The 16,153-nt window shown below is 33.9% G+C and carries 22 protein-coding genes and 1 tRNA gene; 10 read left to right on the top strand and 13 right to left on the bottom strand.

The window, feature by feature from the left end; all coding sequences use genetic code 11:
* Positions 1-58 precede the first annotated feature (58 nt).
* Entirely contained in the window at positions 59-217 is a 159-nt protein-coding gene (locus tag Nisw_RS03895) for a hypothetical protein (protein ID WP_255430850.1), read from the top strand.
* A 3-nt stretch (positions 218-220) separates the two neighbouring features.
* On the opposite strand, the gene Nisw_RS03890 is transcribed toward Nisw_RS03895, so the two are convergent.
* The gene (locus Nisw_RS03890; RefSeq protein ID WP_014962486.1) at positions 221-484 is read right to left on the bottom strand and encodes a hypothetical protein; all 264 of its coding nucleotides are present in this window, start codon (positions 482-484) and stop codon (positions 221-223) included.
* 90 nt (positions 485-574) lie between these two features.
* Between Nisw_RS03890 and Nisw_RS03885 the strand changes: the two genes are divergently transcribed.
* Complete coding sequence (locus Nisw_RS03885) at positions 575-1,975, top strand: dihydroorotase family protein (protein ID WP_141976682.1); 1,401 nt, start codon at positions 575-577, stop codon at positions 1,973-1,975.
* 34 nt (positions 1,976-2,009) lie between these two features.
* A complete protein-coding gene (locus Nisw_RS03880; RefSeq protein WP_141976680.1) occupies positions 2,010-2,906 on the top strand; it encodes a hypothetical protein in 897 nt (298 codons plus the stop codon).
* Between the two features lie 9 nt (positions 2,907-2,915).
* Here Nisw_RS03880 and amrB read toward each other — a convergent pair whose 3' ends face one another.
* Complete coding sequence (gene amrB, locus Nisw_RS03875; RefSeq protein ID WP_141976678.1) at positions 2,916-3,743, bottom strand: AmmeMemoRadiSam system protein B; 828 nt, start codon at positions 3,741-3,743, stop codon at positions 2,916-2,918.
* Positions 3,744-3,763: 20 nt separating this feature from the next.
* Entirely contained in the window at positions 3,764-4,381 is a 618-nt protein-coding gene (locus tag Nisw_RS03870) for a TIGR00296 family protein (protein WP_141976676.1), read from the bottom strand.
* Between the two features lie 33 nt (positions 4,382-4,414).
* On the opposite strand from Nisw_RS03870, the gene amrS reads away from it, so the two are divergent.
* A complete protein-coding gene (amrS, locus tag Nisw_RS03865) occupies positions 4,415-5,485 on the top strand; it encodes an AmmeMemoRadiSam system radical SAM enzyme (RefSeq protein WP_141976674.1) in 1,071 nt (356 codons plus the stop codon).
* A 69-nt stretch (positions 5,486-5,554) separates the two neighbouring features.
* On the opposite strand, the gene rpiA is transcribed toward amrS, so the two are convergent.
* The 7 genes from rpiA to Nisw_RS03830 all read right to left on the bottom strand — a co-directional run bounded on the left by rpiA (position 5,555) and on the right by Nisw_RS03830 (position 9,381).
* Entirely contained in the window at positions 5,555-6,229 is a 675-nt protein-coding gene (rpiA, locus tag Nisw_RS03860) for a ribose-5-phosphate isomerase RpiA (RefSeq protein ID WP_141976672.1), read from the bottom strand.
* A complete protein-coding gene (locus Nisw_RS03855; RefSeq protein ID WP_141976670.1) occupies positions 6,230-7,198 on the bottom strand; it encodes a hypothetical protein in 969 nt (322 codons plus the stop codon).
* Positions 7,199-7,366 carry a 50S ribosomal protein L37e gene (locus tag Nisw_RS03850; protein WP_012214603.1) on the bottom strand — a complete coding sequence of 56 codons (168 nt, stop codon included), beginning with the start codon at positions 7,364-7,366 and terminating at the stop codon, positions 7,199-7,201.
* 10 nt (positions 7,367-7,376) lie between these two features.
* On the bottom strand, positions 7,377-7,613 hold the full coding sequence (locus tag Nisw_RS03845) for an LSm family protein (protein ID WP_141976668.1): 237 nt from the start codon (positions 7,611-7,613) through the stop codon (positions 7,377-7,379).
* Positions 7,614-7,670: 57 nt separating this feature from the next.
* Complete coding sequence (locus tag Nisw_RS03840) at positions 7,671-8,393, bottom strand: creatininase family protein (RefSeq protein WP_141976666.1); 723 nt, start codon at positions 8,391-8,393, stop codon at positions 7,671-7,673.
* Positions 8,394-8,398: 5 nt separating this feature from the next.
* Complete coding sequence (locus Nisw_RS03835; protein WP_141978486.1) at positions 8,399-9,241, bottom strand: formyltetrahydrofolate deformylase; 843 nt, start codon at positions 9,239-9,241, stop codon at positions 8,399-8,401.
* 52 nt (positions 9,242-9,293) lie between these two features.
* A tRNA-Leu gene (locus tag Nisw_RS03830) sits at positions 9,294-9,381 on the bottom strand.
* A gap of 47 nt (positions 9,382-9,428) precedes the next feature.
* Here Nisw_RS03830 and glmM point away from each other — a divergent pair.
* The 6 genes from glmM to infB all read left to right on the top strand — a co-directional run bounded on the left by glmM (position 9,429) and on the right by infB (position 13,838).
* Positions 9,429-10,778, top strand: coding sequence for a phosphoglucosamine mutase (gene glmM / locus Nisw_RS03825; RefSeq protein WP_141976665.1), 1,350 nt, complete (start codon positions 9,429-9,431; stop codon positions 10,776-10,778).
* 62 nt (positions 10,779-10,840) lie between these two features.
* Positions 10,841-11,227, top strand: a complete 387-nt coding sequence (gene rpl7ae / locus Nisw_RS03820; RefSeq protein ID WP_012214608.1) for a 50S ribosomal protein L7Ae — start codon at positions 10,841-10,843, stop codon at positions 11,225-11,227.
* Positions 11,224-11,436, top strand: a complete 213-nt coding sequence (locus tag Nisw_RS03815) for a 30S ribosomal protein S28e (RefSeq protein ID WP_012214609.1) — start codon at positions 11,224-11,226, stop codon at positions 11,434-11,436. The genes rpl7ae and Nisw_RS03815 overlap by 4 nt, the downstream gene beginning before the upstream one ends.
* A 9-nt stretch (positions 11,437-11,445) precedes the next feature.
* Positions 11,446-11,646 carry a 50S ribosomal protein L24e gene (locus tag Nisw_RS03810; RefSeq protein ID WP_141976663.1) on the top strand — a complete coding sequence of 67 codons (201 nt, stop codon included), beginning with the start codon at positions 11,446-11,448 and terminating at the stop codon, positions 11,644-11,646.
* A gap of 2 nt (positions 11,647-11,648) precedes the next feature.
* Positions 11,649-12,050: a nucleoside-diphosphate kinase gene (ndk, locus tag Nisw_RS03805; RefSeq protein WP_012214611.1), complete on the top strand. Its 402-nt coding sequence runs from the start codon at positions 11,649-11,651 to the stop codon at positions 12,048-12,050.
* 27 nt (positions 12,051-12,077) lie between these two features.
* A complete protein-coding gene (infB, locus tag Nisw_RS03800) occupies positions 12,078-13,838 on the top strand; it encodes a translation initiation factor IF-2 (RefSeq protein ID WP_370510674.1) in 1,761 nt (586 codons plus the stop codon).
* Here the strand turns inward: infB and trxA are convergent.
* The 3 genes from trxA to Nisw_RS03790 are packed head-to-tail and all read right to left on the bottom strand — an operon-like array spanning position 13,835 to position 16,098.
* Positions 13,835-14,242, bottom strand: a complete 408-nt coding sequence (gene trxA, locus Nisw_RS03795) for a thioredoxin (protein ID WP_141976659.1) — start codon at positions 14,240-14,242, stop codon at positions 13,835-13,837. The two genes, infB and trxA, sit on opposite strands and share 4 nt — an antisense overlap.
* Positions 14,243-14,286: 44 nt before the next feature.
* Positions 14,287-14,433, bottom strand: coding sequence for a hypothetical protein (locus tag Nisw_RS09130; RefSeq protein ID WP_182126384.1), 147 nt, complete (start codon positions 14,431-14,433; stop codon positions 14,287-14,289).
* Positions 14,434-14,457: 24 nt separating this feature from the next.
* On the bottom strand, positions 14,458-16,098 hold the full coding sequence (locus Nisw_RS03790; RefSeq protein ID WP_141976657.1) for an Ig domain-containing protein: 1,641 nt from the start codon (positions 16,096-16,098) through the stop codon (positions 14,458-14,460).
* Positions 16,099-16,153 lie beyond the last annotated feature (55 nt).

The following is a 16,153-nucleotide window of genomic DNA, read 5'->3' as shown; positions in this document are numbered from 1 at the left end:
CTTTGTTCCATTAATAGATGAATTTGAAACTTTTAATTGTATTACTACACCTTGCGAAATGCCAAAAATCACTATTTTTGAATCATTTCAAAAACAATATTCTATAATTGATAGTTTTGAAAAATGTGTTTCTGCTGGTAATCCTGTAATGGAATCCCATCCACGACAATGTAGGACTGTTGATGGTAAACACTTTGTTGAGAAAATAAATTCTTAATGATTATGTCATAACAGTAACTTCTTTTTCTGACATTCCACCATAACCCGGATCAATCTTTTGTTTTGGATTAAGTGATGTATCGTGATGACATGGTTTGTTACAAACTGGACAAAATTTTCTGTCCATTACTATGCATTGACAGATGTGATTTTTTACATATGCTTGTGCAGCTTGATTCCATTCTCCTGTACCATTACAATATACACATACATTTGACCCACTAGAACCGACCCCTTTGCAAAAGTCGCATACATCTTCTGTCATATCTATTGTCGTATGTGGTTTTTGAATCAATATATTTGAAAAGATTGACTATCTCAACGCATAATAGACTGCAGGCAATAAAATTTCCAGATGACGTATGATACCGTGATTGTTGATTCACACGTTATACTACCGCAAGGAATGGTTGATAAAAACATCATAATTGATGATGGAAAGATAGTTGGTCTCACACATGATCTTCCTGCATGTGATACCAAAATCAATGGAAATGGATTAATCTCTGTTCCTGGTCCTATTGACACTCATGTTCACTATGGTGTTTATTCTCCAATAAACGAGGCAGCAAAAACAGAATCTCATGCAGCTGCAATTGGTGGTATTACAACTATGATGAGAATGCTTAGATTGGAAGATCCATTTTCTAGTTCACTACAAGCTCAGTTGGATGCTGCATCTCAAAATCATTATGTAGATTATGCAATACATGCATCCATCTTTACTCCCCAACAAATTAACGAAATGAATTTTTGTGTGGATAAGGGAATCACATCATTCAAAATTTACATGAATCTTGGGGGAGAAATTGGTCATGTTTACATGGATATGCCTCCTGATTCTTCCGAACTTGTTGCAGCCAATGTTGATGTAACTGATGAAATTGTTGAACAGACCGTAAAAACTGCAGCTTCTCTTGGTTGCCCTGTTTTGGTTCATGCAGAAGATTATGAATCATGTGGATGTGGAATACAAACTGCGAGAGAGAAAAAACAAGATGGATTGTCTGCATGGTCTGAGAGCCGTTCTCCTGAATTTGAAGCAAAAGCAATCAAAACCGTATCAAAGTTTGGACGTGATTATGATTGTGTTATCTATTTTGTTCACATTGGTTCTCAACGAGCTCTTAAACAAATTCAAGAAGAAAGAAATCTTGGAACAAAAATCTTTGTTGAAACATGTCCTCATTACTTGACACTATCTTATGAAAAACAAGATGGATATCTTGCTAAAGTAATGCCTCCAATAAGAACTGAAAATGATCAAAAAGCTGTATGGAGTGCACTATCTACTAATCAAATTGATACCATAGGTACCGACCACGTTGCAAATCAACTCAAACTCAAATTGGGTGGTGATGATGTTTGGTCTGCATTAGCTGGATTCCCAGGAATTGGAACTGTCCTTCCTATATTGCTTAATGATGGAATCAATCAAAATAGAATTACTTTAGAGCAATTCGTCCGATTTACAAGTCAAAACGCAGCTAAAATCTTTGGAATGTTCCCTCAGAAAGGCACTCTTGAAAAAAATTCTGATGCAGATGTTACTATGATTGATTTGAAAAAAGAAAAAAAGGTCACATCTGAACTGTTTGGTGGATTTTCTGATTACATAGTTTATGAGGGTAGAAATCTGAAAGGATGGCCTGTTAAAACAATTGTACGGGGCGAACTAGTATCTGAAGACTTTGAAGTGATAGGAAAACTTGGACATGGCCACCTTGTAAAAAGAAACATTGGTAAAAATTCTTAGAATCCTATTTATGTCAAAAAATTTAATTTGTTTTATGAAAAACTTGTCTTTATTTTTTGTATTTTCAGCTATTATTGGAATTTTATTTATTCCATTACAAGACTCATTTGCAGAATCTATAATTCCTCCACGCCATCAATGGAAACAACTCAATGACATTGAACAACTTTCATGTAAAGAAGGTCTTGTATTGTTACAAAAAAATAATGGTGCACCTGCATGTGTATCACCTACAGCATATTTGAAATTAGTTGATAGGGGATATGGTGAATTTGATTCTAAAATCATGAAGAATCGTCCAACTATGATGAATAACTTGATGGAAAATTTAGCATCTGACTCTTCCATAATGAATCATTGGCGTGAAATGATGGAAAATAATCCTACTATGATGAAAAACACTATGCAAGATTGGGTTTTAAAGATGAAAGATAATCCTGAATTTTTGAAAAATATTTTGGGACCCATTACATCTGATGCTGAATTAAGACAAGAAATGATTCAACATATGAAAGATCATCCTGTAATGGAACAATCGTTAAAAGAACATTCTAGATGGATGGAATCTGTTCATGACTCTATGATGGGCTCTGGAATGGGCCATGGTATGAATCAAGGAATGAATGTTGGATTATGTCCTTGGTGTCCTGAATATGAGCGCCATGCACAATTTGAAACACATATTGATTTTACTAATTCTGATAGAATGATGAATATGATGCATCATATGTGGATCGACGATGAATTATCTCAGGACATGCATGAATTTATGTTAGAAAACCCTGGACATATGGTACGCATGTCAGATCAGATGATGGGGCCTATGCTGGGGTTTATGATGGATGATCCAGAACTTCGGGAACGAATGATAGATCTAATGTTAGAAAATCGAGACTTTATGAACTCAATTCGTCATGGTAATTCTGAATAATTTTTTTAATTAAATAAACTTGATTGCACCATATCCCACTACTGATGATGTATCTCCCATGACATCTCCACTTGTTGAATAGCTTAGCAATTCACCTTTGGTGGCACCAAGTTTTTTACATGCAATCAATACTGATCCTATAGCTCCGTACCCACATGCAGTAACTCTTTTCTCAATTAAAACATTGTAAAATTTTTCAACATTCATTTCCAATATTGGTTCTATCAAAGATTTGTCTTGAGAATGTGCAAAAGAATTTTCCTCATAATGTGTAAAATCAGAAGATGCCACAATCATTGTATTTTTTGATTTGGCAATTTGAGCAACTGCATTTCCTACATCTTTTGCCATTTCTAAGCTTTGGTCTCGTAAAATTATTGGAAGAATCTTGAATTTGTTAGAAAGCATTGATTGCAGCATCGGAATTTGAACTTCTAAACTATGATCTTTTGAATGAGAAAACTCATCAATCTCGATATATTCTGACTCGTTTGCTATTTTTTGTGCAGCTTCTGAATCCACTTCTACTAGTCCTAATGGTGTTTCCCATTGTGCGTTAGTCATTGTTGCGACATCTTTTCCAACCCCAAAATGATTGGGTCCCAGAATGATTACTAGTTCGGGGTTTTTAGATGAAATTGCCTTGTAGGAATGGCATGCGGTAGGCCCTGAATAGACATAGCCTGCATGAGGACAAATAATTCCATAAATTTCCTCATCTTTTTGTGTTTGATTTCCCGGTCCATACTTGTGTTGAACACAATAATCTATCATTTCTTCAAGTTCATTTTTTGTTCCAGGATAGAATTGTCCTGCAACAACTGGTTTTCTAATCATATCTTATCTTAGACATTATTTTATAAAAGATCATTAGATGATTCTCTGATAATATTTCCGTTGGGTTTGTTTTCTTTGAAAATTACTCCTTGAAATTTTGAAACGATTGTTGATTTTTCCTTCCATGCATCTTTTCTTAATCCTGCTTTTTGACATGTATGTTCTAAAAATTCTTCCTCGCTCCATCCATATTCTGTAGGAACTTGAGGTAATAATAGTCCTGAAGAAAAATTATTTTCTACAATCAACCCATCTCTTCCAACTTTGATTTGTGATAAATACTCTGAATATTCTTTTACTTTAATTTCCTTAGGAGGTGTCAAAACAGTTACTTCAAATGTTATTTTATTTAATTCGTCAGTAGTTACTGGATTAAATCTTGGATCTCTTGTAGCAGCTGAAATTGCAGCGTCAACTAACCCCTCAGATAATTTCTTTATTGGAGTTGGAAATCCTATACATCCCCTTAAATCGTCTTCTTTGTTTAGTGTGACAAAAACCCCTGAACTAAAATTAAATTTTGAATCAAATTCTGAATCAGAAATTTTTGAATTATTTTTTAAAAATTCTGTTACAACTTTTCTTGCCATCTTAACTAATTCTACTCCATCTGAATCTGAAAATTGGAAATTTGTCATACGTGTTAAATATGTAAAATAAACATAAAAAGTGTGTCTACAATTATTGGTAAAGAAGCTGAATTATATGAAAAACTTGCAGATGAAAAAGTCAAATGTACTGCATGTGCAAGATATTGCGAAATTGGCAAAGGCCAAATCGGGTTATGTGGGATTCGTGGAAATGAAAACGGAAAACTACAACTTTATGCGTATGGAAAGGTAATTTCTGGGCATGTTGATCCAATTGAAAAAAAACCTCTAATTCATTATTATCCTGGAAGCAAAGTTTACTCTATTGCTACAACCGGATGTAATTGGCTTTGCAAATATTGTCAAAATTCAGACATTAGTCAACGACGTGAAGTTCAAGGAATTGATATGACTCCTGATGAAGTTGTCAACACTGCAATAAAATATGGTGCTCATGGAATTGCATATACCTACAATGAACCTTCTATCTTCATAGAATTTGCAAAAGATTGTGGAATTGCTGCAAGAAAAAAAGGATTGTTTAATGTCTTTGTTTCAAATGGATATGATACGCCTGAATCCGTTTCAATGATGAATCAATTCCTTGATGGAATAACTGTTGATTTCAAAGGAAGTGCCGAAAAAGAATTTACACGAAAATTTATTGGGGTTCCTGATCCTCAACCAATATTTGATACTTTGTTAGAAATTCGAGATAAAACCAATATTCATATTGAAATTACTGATTTAATTGTTCCAAAGGTTGGAGATGATTTAGAACATGCAAAAAAACTTTCAAAGTTTATTCTAGATGAGTTTGGACCAGAAATGCCAATACATTTTCTACGATTTCATCCAGATTATAAGATGATGGATTATCCGAGCACTCCTATTCAAACATTAGAAAAACATTATCATATTGCAAAAGAGGTTGGGTTAAAGTATGTGTATTTAGGAAATGTTCCTGGTCATAAGTGGGAACATACGTATTGTTCTGAATGTAATAAAATTGTTGTAAACCGCTATGGATTCAGTATCCGGGAATGGAATCTTGATAAAAACAATTGTTGCAAGTTCTGTGGAAATAAAATTCCAATAGAAGGAAAATTACAGGAAGGATACAAAGAAGATCGTTTTCAATTTGTATCTTAGAAATCGTTTCTGAGATCCTTGCTTGTTTTCAGGCATAATGTATGTGATTTTTAGATTTAAGAATTTCATCTATAAAATATCGAACTTTCCACCAGTTTTTGCTCTATAGATCACATCTGGTTTTCTAAGGAAAATTCCTGACTCTAAAACGCCTGTGGTTCCTTTGATTTTTTGTGTTAATGATTTTGGATTTTTTATTGTACCGAAATCACAATCTAGTATGATATTTCCATTTTCTGTAAAAAATGGATAACCTCTATCCAGTGAACGTAATTGTGATTTTCCTCCTAATTTTTTGATTGAATTTGCTACTGAATTTCTAGCAAGTGGATGTACTTCCACTGGGACTGTTCTTGTAAAGTTTTTCACAAATTTTGTCTTGTCTGCCATTATTACAACTTTTTTCGCAATGCTAAACAAAATATTTTCTCTTAACAAAGCTCCTCCGCCACCTTTGATCACAAATTTTTGAGAATCTATTTGATCTGCACCATCAAATACTACATCAATATGGTTTACCTGATCAGCTTCTATCAATGGAATTCCAACTTTTTCTGCAGTGAGTTTGATTTGTAATGATGTTGGAACTCCTTTGATATTGTATTTCTTTAATTTGATCAATTTTCCAAGTGATTTTACAAGTGCAGTAGCTGCTCTACCACTACCTAAACCAATAACATAATCATCTTTTACAAATTTTAATGCATTATTTGATAATGCCGTAATGGCATCATCGTAAGACAATTACTCTACCTCTGCTTGGTCAAGCTTTGATAGAACTTTCATAATGTCACCTTTGATTTTATCTAAATCATCAATGTCATCATCAACATCATCTGCTGATGTTGGTTCTGGTTTTTGGGTTTCTGGTTCTGGAAGTGCTTTATGTTCTGTGATTTTGGAAACTTCTTTGTTAATGTCTGGTTTTGTTTCTAATTTAGGCTCAGGCTTTGCTGTAACTTCTTGAATAATCTCAATTTTGTCTTCAACTATTGGTTTTGGCTGAACAATCTCATTTACAATCTCTTCTTTTGGCTTGATTAATTCTGTTTGAATTATTTTTGGTTGTGGCATTGGTTTTGGGATGTGTTTTTCTTCTTTTTCAAATAATGGGAATTTTGGTTCTTTTCTTGAAATATTTGTTAATGTGGTTAATTCAAATGATTGTCGTGATTTTGTGGCAGGAATTGTTACTGGTTCTGTTTTTGCTTCTTTTGGTTTTTCAAAATTAAATGTGTTCTTAAATGAATTTACAGATTGTTTTACTTCTTTCTTAACTTCTGATTCTTTTACCTTTGGTGTTTCAACTTTTGCGGTAATCATCTTTGATGATAATTCATACAATCTATCATCTAGTTTTGATAACTTTTGATCCATTAAGGTAATTAACCCGTCTCCAACTGGACCTAAGTCTGGATGCTTACTTGCTTGTTCAAGTTTTTCTAACTTTGCTAAAACAATTCCAAGCTGATGTTGATATTTTAGTAACAACTTGTCTTTTTGAATTTTTGAAAATTCTGAATCTGCTTGGTATAATCTTGAAATTGTTTTTGTTAGAATATCCTTTTCAATTTTTAATGAACTGATCTGACTTTTGATGTGTGAGCTGGCACCAAGGCTTAATAATTGATTTTTGTCTCTTGGCATTTTTCGTACAGCAGCAGCTGTAGCAACACCTGCTAATGAACTAAGAATAAGGGCAATTTCTTGCATCTATGTATACCATTTAATCCAAGAATATTTTCTTCTTTTGGCCTCTGGGAATCCACAACTTGCACATTGGTGATGACGTTTGTGAAGTGAGTTCTTTCCACATCTTCTGCATCTGATGTGTACTTTCTTCTTTGTAAAACCACCCATAGAAGTTGTGCCTTTTACCATTCCATATCACCTAATTTTGTGCTGGTGGAGGAGAAATCATAACTACATTGTCTCCTCTAACTACAATGGTTCCAAGGCTTTTTGAATCGCCTTCAGAGGGAATCTCCTCTGAAGAATCGAGTAGCAGGTTCATGTGTTGATCAAAACCAAGTAAATTACCTCTAATGGTTTTGTTTCCTTTGAGTTTTATCAATACAACTTGATTGATACTCTCATCCAATACTTTTACTGCCATATCAACGGACATCTATTTCACTTATTGGCTTTGATATCGAGGGATTATATTAAAATTTCATTGGTGAAACTATGAGCTATGCCCAGTAAGGCAAGTTTGACACTTTTTTCCAAGATTTCTGACGATTTCAGCTAAAATCAACCTTCCATCTCTTTTTGTAGCTTTTGTAGGATCTCCCCAAACACCGTTTTTAGTTGCTTTTGGAAATGATTTGTTTGCTAATTTTCCAAGACTCTTGATTTCTTGTTTTGTCATTTTTTCTGTTATGAGGCCTTTTCTAGCTGATTTCATTTTGACATTTTTTGAAATTGCTAACATCAGTGATGTTTCAACAAATCCTGCATGATCAAAATCCCTTCCCATAAAATGCCAGTAAGAAAATGGGAATACCTTAAGTTTGTTTTTTGATATTTTTTTCATCTTTCCATCAATGTTTTTTATTGAATTTTGATTCCCATGATGGCCATTAATTATGAAAACCGTTTTGATATTATTTTCTAAAAGAGAAGCGCATATGTCAATTAAAACAGTCTGTAAGGTAGTCTTCTTGATACTTAAATTAAAAAATGGTGCATGTTCAAATGACACCCCATAGGATAAAGTTGGAAGCAAGAGGTAACCATTTTTTTCACAAATTTCTTTTGCTACTGCTGTTACAATATCTGTATCCGTTGAGATGGGAAGATGTGGTCCGTGTTGCTCTATTGAGCCTATTGGAATGACTGCAACTTGTTTTTTTCTTTTAATAGAATTTCTGAGATTGGGATCAAACTGTGCTTTTATTTCTACCATTTGATTCACTTTGATTTGATGTGAACCTTTCTCCAACGAACATCTAGTTTGTTTTCTAGGTGCATCTTCATTGCTTTGAACAATGTATCTGCCTCTAATTTCTGTCCCTTTGATTTTATTTTCTCAAGCGTATCGTTTGGATCCACTTTAAAAGAATCTTGAAAAATTATAGGTCCTTGATCTAAGTTTTCTGTTACGTAATGTGAAGTAACTCCAACAATCTTTGTTCCCCTTTCATAAGCTTGTGCATATGCTAGTGCACCGGGAAATGCAGGCAACAATGATGGATGAATATTGATAATTCTATTTGGATATCTCCAAACAAAGTTAGGACTGAGAATTCTCATGTATCTTGCAAGTGAGATCAAGTCAATATTGTATTTTTTACAAATCTGAATAATTTCCTCTTCTGCTTTTTGTTGATTTTTTTCTTCAACTGCAACAAATGGGATCTTTGCTTTCTTTGCTAGTGGTTCGAGTGTCTTTTCAGTACCTATAATTACTAAAATTTTTCCTTTGAGTGATTTTGATTTTGACAGAATTGTTTGTAGACATAGTGGTTCTTTTGTTACAAAAACTGCAATATTCTTTTGAGAATTTGTTTCATGATGGGTACTTACATCCATCTTTTCTTTTTTAGCTAAAGTCTGAATCTCTGAATCAAATTTTTTTACATTAACTGCTTTTGCAAAAGAAACTTCCAAATACATTCCAAAAAGACCTTTGATTACATTTTGATTTACTTTCTCAATGTTTCCACCTTTTGAGAATGCAAAATTTGTAAATGAAGCTACAATTCCTTCTCTGTCCTTACCAACAACTGTTATTCCAACCACAGTTTTTTTCATGACTTTGTTTGTTGAAGATTTTCTCATTATTAATCATTCACAGAAATTAATGTGGTGCGGGAGGTGGGATTTGAACCCACGAACTCCTAAGAGATAGGGTCCTAAGCCCTACGCCTTTGACCAGGCTGGGCGACTCCCGCAACGGACTTGCCATTAAACACAAATTTATCTATTATTGAATAACACCATGGCAAAATTTTTTGGTACAAATGGAATTCGTGGTGTCTTTGATGAAGATTTTACTTTAGAATTTATTCATGATATGACTTTGGCAATTGGAACTTTTTTTCAAAAAGGACCTATATTGATAGGGTATGATGGTCGAGATTCTAGTCCTACAATTTGTAAAGTTGTAACTTCTACTCTTAACTCTATAGGTATTGATTGCAATGTTGCAGGAATTGTTCCAACACCTTGTCTTGAATTTGCAGTAAAGAAATTGGGATATTCGGGCGGTATTATGATTACTGCTTCTCATAATCCTCCACAATACAATGGAATCAAACCTGCTGCATGTGATGGAGTGGAAATCTCTCGTGAAGATGAATTATCTATTGAAGATATCTACCTTCAAAAAAACTGGATTAAAAATTCTAAAAATTATGGAACTACAAAAAAAGAAGAGCGTGCAATTGATGTTTATCTAAATGGAATTGTCTCTCAAGTTAATTCTAAACTAATAGAATCAAAACATTTCAAAGTTGTTTTAGATCTTGGGAACGGTGCTCAGGCAGTATCAGCACCTGCTTTTTGTAACTTGATTAACTGTGAAACTTTTCTTGTAAATGAAAATATTGATGGTACATTTCCAGGACGTGGTTCAGAACCAACTCCTCAAAATCTTTCAGAACTGTCAAAAACTGTAATTCAAAACAATGCTGATCTAGGAATAGCATTTGATGGTGATGGTGATCGAAGTATTTTCTGTGATAACCAAGGAAATATTTTAACTGGTGATAAATCTGCACTCTTGTTAACTAAACACATCTTAACAAACAATCCAAACTCATTAGTTGTTACTTGTTTGAATTCTGGTTCTAATATTGAAGTTTTAGCAGAACAATTTGGTTCTAAAGTAATTCGTACAAAAGTTGGAAGTGTTGAAGTCTCAAGAAAAATGGTTCCTACTAATGCAATAATTGGATTTGAAGAAAATGGTGGGTTTATGTTTGGAAAACATAATCAAGTTCGGGATGGTTGTATGACTTTGGCATTAATGCTTGATCTACTCGCTGCATCTCCTAATTCTCTATTTGATGAAATATCTAATCTCCCTCCATCTTTTACTACGAAAGACAAGGTATCTTGTTCCCCTGAAAATGTACCAAAACTAATCTCATCTCTAAAAGATGAATTCCCAAATTCTGATACCTCTGATGGCATCAAGATCAATATAGATTCCAGAAATTGGGTGATGATCCGACCTAGTGGAACAGAACCAATTGTTAGAATATATGCTGAAGCTCAAAGTCAAGAAAAATTAGACGATTTAATGTCTGAATATCTCCAAAAAGTTAAGACAATCATTTCCAGATAACACTTTTAAAACCAAACGTAACGATGATGAGAATGGAGAATGAACCCTAAGGGTGACGAAGTATGGGAAAAGCATATTATGTTAAATTTGAGACGCCAGAGGACCTCGTAAATCCAATCTTGGAGGCTGTTAGAGTTGCATCTACCAGTGGTAAAGTCAAGAAAGGAACTAACGAAGCAACTAAGGCAATCGAACGTGGTACTAGCAAATTAATTGTCATTGCTGAAGATGTAGAACCTCCTGAGGTAGTTGCACATCTTCCAATTCTCTGTGAAGAACAAGGAGCAGCATTTGCATTTGTTCCAAGCAAACAAGAATTAGGCAAATCATTAGGTATTGACATTACTTCTGCCGCTGCAGCAATTTTGGATGCTGGTGACGCACAACACATTGTAGACCAAGTTGTCTCATCAATTGCTAAAATTAAAGGTGGAAAGACTGATCAATGAGCGCTACAACTGATGAAGTAGTTCACTCTGAAATTATTCAAATTGTTGGACGAACTGGTATTGCCGGTGAAGTAATTCAAGTTAGAGTTAAAGTTCTTACTGGAAAAGATAAAGGTAGAATTCTTACTAGAAACGTCAAAGGTTCTGTTAGATTAGGAGAAATTCTAATGCTACGAGAAACTGAGAGAGAAGCAAAGAAGATCAAATAGGTGAATTGAATGAGTCTTTTAGTTAAACCATGTAATTTCTGTAACAGACCAGTTGCGAAAGGTTCTGGTACAATGCTTGCAAAAAATGATGGAACCGTATTGTGGTTTTGTTCAGCAAAATGCAAAAAAAATGCACTAGATCTTAAACGTGATCCAAGAAAATTCAAGTGGACAAAAAAATACGTTAAAGGCGGAATTAGAAAGAAGTAGAATTGACTGAAAAATCATTATTTATTGTAAAGCCAGATGCAGTCGCTAGAAATCTAGTTGGTGAAGTTATCTCTAGATTTGAAAGAAAAGGATTCAAAATTTTGAAATTAAAGATGTTTACATTTACTCAAGAACAAGCAGAAAACTTCTATGGTGTTCATAAAGACAAACCATTCTTTGGTGAACTAACATCATTTATCACATCAGGACCTGTGGTTGCTGCAATTATTGAAGGTAATAATGCAATTGCAACTACTAGAATAATGATTGGCGCAACAAAATCTTTTGAAGCCGCACCTGGTTCTATTAGAGGTGACTTTGGATTAGGATTCAGTGAAAATATTATTCATGCATCAGATTCACAAGAAAGTTTTGATCACGAATCGAGGGTAGCATTTGAGTGATCTGATTTGCAAATTCGTCAGCCCATAGTGGCAGTTCTTGGTCACGTAGACTCTGGTAAAACATCACTTTTAGATAGAATTCGTGGAACTGGTGTTCAAGGTAGAGAAGCTGGAGGAATCACACAACACATTGGTGCAAGTTTTTTACCCACCGAAACAATCAAAGAAACTTGTGGTCCATTATACAAGAAACTTGAACAATCAGAAAACAAAGTTCCTGGAATTTTAGTTATTGATACTCCTGGACACGAAGTATTTACAAATCTTAGATCTCGTGGAGGTTCTGCTGCTGATATTGCAATTTTGGTTGTTGATGTTAATCGTGGATTTCAACCACAAACAAACGAAAGTCTCAAAATTTTACAGAGTAGAAAAGTACCATTTGTTGTAGCTTTAAACAAATGTGATCAAATTTCTGGATGGAGAAAATCTGACACTACTTTTATTTCACAAGCAATTAAAGAACAAGATGCGTCCATTCAATCTGATCTTGATCAAAAAATCTATGATGTTGTAGGAACACTTTCTGTTTTGGGATATCAGTCTGAGGCATTTTATCGTGTAAAGGACTTTAAATCTGAAATTGCAATTGTTCCAATCTCTGCTCGTTCTGGCGTTGGAATTCCTGAACTTCTTAGTGTTTTAGTAGGGTTGACTCAACAATATCTACAAAAAAGACTGAATCAAGAAGAAAAAGATCCACGAGGAATTGTTTTAGAGGTAAAAGATGAAGTTGGATTGGGACAAACTGCAAATATTATCTTAATTGATGGTTCTATCAAAAAGGAAGACAGTATTGTTGTTGCAAAACGTGATGGTGTAATTGTAACAAAACCAAAAGCATTGTTACTGCCAAAAGCCCTTGATGAGATGCGTGATCCTCGTGACAAGTTTAAACCAACTCCTCAGGTAGATGCGGCAGCTGGACTAAAGATTGCCTCACCCGAACTCGAAGGTGTTCTTCCAGGAAGTACACTCTATGTTGCAAGAAATGATGATGAGATTACAAAATACACCAATCTCATAGAATCTGAAATGAAATCCATGTTTGTAGATACTGAAACTAATGGAATTATTCTAAAATGTGATACTATTGGTTCACTTGAAGCCATAGTTGAGATGCTTAGACGCTCCCAAGTACCTGTAGCCAAAGCCGATATTGGTCCTGTAAATAGACGTGATGTAATTGAAGCAAAGGCAATAAAAGAAAAAGACAGACATTTGGGAATTGTTTTGGCATTTAATGTTAAAGTTTTACCTGATGCAAAAGAAGAATCAGAACTTAGCCATATCAAAGTCTTTGAAGACAAAGTAATCTATAGTTTAATTGATAATTACAATGCTTGGGTTGAAGAAGATACTGCCCATGAAGAAGACGCAATATTTTCTGAATTAACTCCTGTCTCTAAATTTACTTTTCTCAAAGGAATGGTATTTAGAAATAATAATCCTGCAGTTTTTGGAATTAGAATAGATGTTGGAACCTTAAAACATAAAATTCCATTTATGAATTCTGATGGACGTAAAATTGGAAATATACACCAACTTCAACATGATAAAAAGACAGTAACTTCAGCTAAAGCAGGTGATGAAGTTGCTTGTTCGGTTCAGGATATAACTATTGGAAGACAAATTTTTGAAGAAGAAGTATTTTACACATTCCCTCCATCTCATGAAGCAAAACAGCTCCTCAACAAATTCATGCATAAACTAAGTACTGAAGAACAGGAAGTACTAAATGAAATAGTAGAAATTCAAAGAAAAAAAGAACCAGCTTATGCTTACTAATTTTCTTGCGAATGTTTCTGGCAAATCATATTGATTCCGGGAGCACCTACTGCCCCCATCATCTTATCGACAATTTGTCCTGATTTGAACATAATAAATGTTGGAATAGATTGTACCGCAAATTTCATTGCAATATTTTGATTATTATCTACATTAACTCTTGCAAATTTTATTTTGGGATATTTTTTTGATAGACTCTCAAATACTGGATGCATCATTTTACATGGTCCACACCAATCTGCCCAAAAATCAACCAAGGTTGGATTTTCAGCCAAAACAGTCTGCTCAAAATTTGAGTCATTCAAATCAATAATTCCAGGCTCAACTTTAGGCTGGTTTTGTTGTTTTAGCATTTCTTCTAATTTTCTCTGCTTGATTTTTTCAATTTCTGGGTCTTCGGACAATATGATATCAAAATCTATTCTACTAAAAAATCTATATTGAAAAATTATTCATCAGCAGATTTTACTGGAATTGCTTCAAATCTTCTTGATTTACAAATTGGACATTGATCGATATATTTTGTAAAACTAACAGATGTGTATGCAATTCCACAATCTCCGCAAATCCGAAGATTTCTACTTAATTTTCCCATGTTATTTATCAAAAAGTATTATGATTAAAACCTAACTCGTCTTACTTTTCTTATTCCAAAAAACAACATTGCTGGTATTGCAAAATACATTCCAATGTTTATCAATATCACGCCAATTCCATATCCAAGAACTTCTGATTCTGATTCAGCATATTCCATAATTGATAAAGATGATAACAATGGTGTAATTCCGATCTTTACCATTTCTTTGAACATTGGATTTTCTCTTTGCATGTCTGCAATGTATGGTGAGAATGAATAGTAAACTTGATTGAATCCTGTCATAAATGATGTTCCTGAACTAGTATTCATTAATTGATTATCACGAATTTCTCTTAGAAATTGAACTTGTGGTGCCATCTCAGAGCCATATGCTGCAGTTGCAATTAAGCAACCTCCACCTTTACTTTTTGATGGAATAACTGTACATTTTCCATCTACTAATTTTGTTCCTTCACCACATTCTCCAAACTCTGGCTCTATAACTTCCGGCTCTTCTAATCCTACTGCTTCATAAATTGTCATTTCAGGATATGTTTTATCAAACCAGTCCTTGTATGTAATTTCATTATTGTATCTGTCCACATAGTATTGTGGATCAAGATTTGGATCCACAAATGGTGCTAACATTTTTGGCTCTTCCAGCCCTACAGCTTGATAAATTGAAGCATATTCAGGATAATTGTCATCAAACCACTTTTTGTAACCTGCTTCTTCATTGTATCTATCTACATAACTTTGAGGATCTTTTGTTTCATCCACAAATGGTGCTGGAATTTCTAAAGGCTCTTCCAGCCCTACAGCTTGATAAATTGAAGCATATTCAGGATAATTGTCATCAAACCACTTTTTGTAACCTGCTTCTTCATTGTATCTATCTACATAACTTTGAGGATCTTTTGTTTCATCCACAAATGGTGCTGGAATTTCTAATTCTTTAGGTTCTGATGTTGTTTGTTTTGTTTCTGTTTTATCTTCTGGTTCAGGTTCTGGATTTTTTGCATCAACTTCATTTACCGTAATTGTGATTGTCTCTCTATCAGTTTGACTGCCTTTTGTTACAACAATATCAAAAGTATATTCTGCTCCTGGATTATTTCCATGAGATCCTGATGGGGTCCATGTAAATTTACCTGTACTGGAATTAATTGTTGCATCTTTAGGAGCACCTGATCCTAAACTATACACTTCATCTTCAACAGAACTGTCAGTTATTTCAACAGTAAATGATACTGTTTTCAATTCATCAACTTCTTTATCTGGAATAGGTTTTAATTCCAAAACAAAATCTGGAATCTCAAAAATTTTCTTTCCATCATATTCAATTTTTATTGTAGTTCCATTAACTTCCTTTTCAGAATATGTAAATGCTGTTGCATTATAGATACCTTGAATTGGAAAGAAATTTTCTACTGGTCTGGGTATAACGGAAAATTTACCTTGTTCTGGTTGGGCATCGGATAACATTCCTTTAAAGTCTCCATTAGGACCACGTATTATCACATATACAATCTCCTTTCCTTCTTGTTCTCCACTAAAACTAAAGAACTCATCATTAGTGAAAAAACTCTTGTCTAATGATAATGAAGTGATGCTTGCATAAGCAGGCGTTAACATTAGTAAAGATAATGAAAATACTGCAAATATTCCTAATTTTGTGCTCAACAAAATTCCTTAGTTTTTGAGCCTTTTAAAAAACACGTATAATTTCTTCTAAAGA

This window comes from Candidatus Nitrosopumilus sp. SW (genome assembly GCF_006740685.1).
Taxonomy (GTDB): domain Archaea; phylum Thermoproteota; class Nitrososphaeria; order Nitrososphaerales; family Nitrosopumilaceae; genus Nitrosopumilus.
Note: the sequence above shows the minus strand (reverse complement) of the source record. Positions and strands in the feature narration are given on the sequence as shown.

Bases quoted from the DNA above. Each gene is read 5' to 3' on its own strand.
- Nisw_RS03845 (WP_141976668.1), bottom strand. From the start codon at position 7,613: ATGTCCGTTGATATGGCAGTAAAAGTATTGGATGAGAGTATCAATCAA.
- Nisw_RS09130 (WP_182126384.1), bottom strand. From the start codon at position 14,433: ATGGGAAAATTAAGTAGAAATCTTCGGATTTGCGGAGATTGTGGAATT.
- Nisw_RS03810 (WP_141976663.1), top strand. From the start codon at position 11,446: ATGAGTCTTTTAGTTAAACCATGTAATTTCTGTAACAGACCAGTTGCG.
- Nisw_RS03895 (WP_255430850.1), top strand. From the start codon at position 59: ATGCCAAAAATCACTATTTTTGAATCATTTCAAAAACAATATTCTATA.
- rpl7ae (WP_012214608.1), top strand. From the start codon at position 10,841: ATGGGAAAAGCATATTATGTTAAATTTGAGACGCCAGAGGACCTCGTA.
- Nisw_RS03850 (WP_012214603.1), bottom strand. From the start codon at position 7,366: ATGGTAAAAGGCACAACTTCTATGGGTGGTTTTACAAAGAAGAAAGTA.
- Nisw_RS03870 (WP_141976676.1), bottom strand. From the start codon at position 4,381: ATGACAAATTTCCAATTTTCAGATTCAGATGGAGTAGAATTAGTTAAG.
- Nisw_RS03835 (WP_141978486.1), bottom strand. From the start codon at position 9,241: ATGAAAAAAACTGTGGTTGGAATAACAGTTGTTGGTAAGGACAGAGAA.
- Nisw_RS03880 (WP_141976680.1), top strand. From the start codon at position 2,010: ATGAAAAACTTGTCTTTATTTTTTGTATTTTCAGCTATTATTGGAATT.
- amrB (WP_141976678.1), bottom strand. From the start codon at position 3,743: ATGATTAGAAAACCAGTTGTTGCAGGACAATTCTATCCTGGAACAAAA.
- Nisw_RS03840 (WP_141976666.1), bottom strand. From the start codon at position 8,393: ATGGTAGAAATAAAAGCACAGTTTGATCCCAATCTCAGAAATTCTATT.
- Nisw_RS03885 (WP_141976682.1), top strand. From the start codon at position 575: ATGACGTATGATACCGTGATTGTTGATTCACACGTTATACTACCGCAA.
- Nisw_RS03890 (WP_014962486.1), bottom strand. From the start codon at position 484: ATGACAGAAGATGTATGCGACTTTTGCAAAGGGGTCGGTTCTAGTGGG.
- Nisw_RS03815 (WP_012214609.1), top strand. From the start codon at position 11,224: ATGAGCGCTACAACTGATGAAGTAGTTCACTCTGAAATTATTCAAATT.
- Nisw_RS03855 (WP_141976670.1), bottom strand. From the start codon at position 7,198: ATGCAAGAAATTGCCCTTATTCTTAGTTCATTAGCAGGTGTTGCTACA.
- glmM (WP_141976665.1), top strand. From the start codon at position 9,429: ATGGCAAAATTTTTTGGTACAAATGGAATTCGTGGTGTCTTTGATGAA.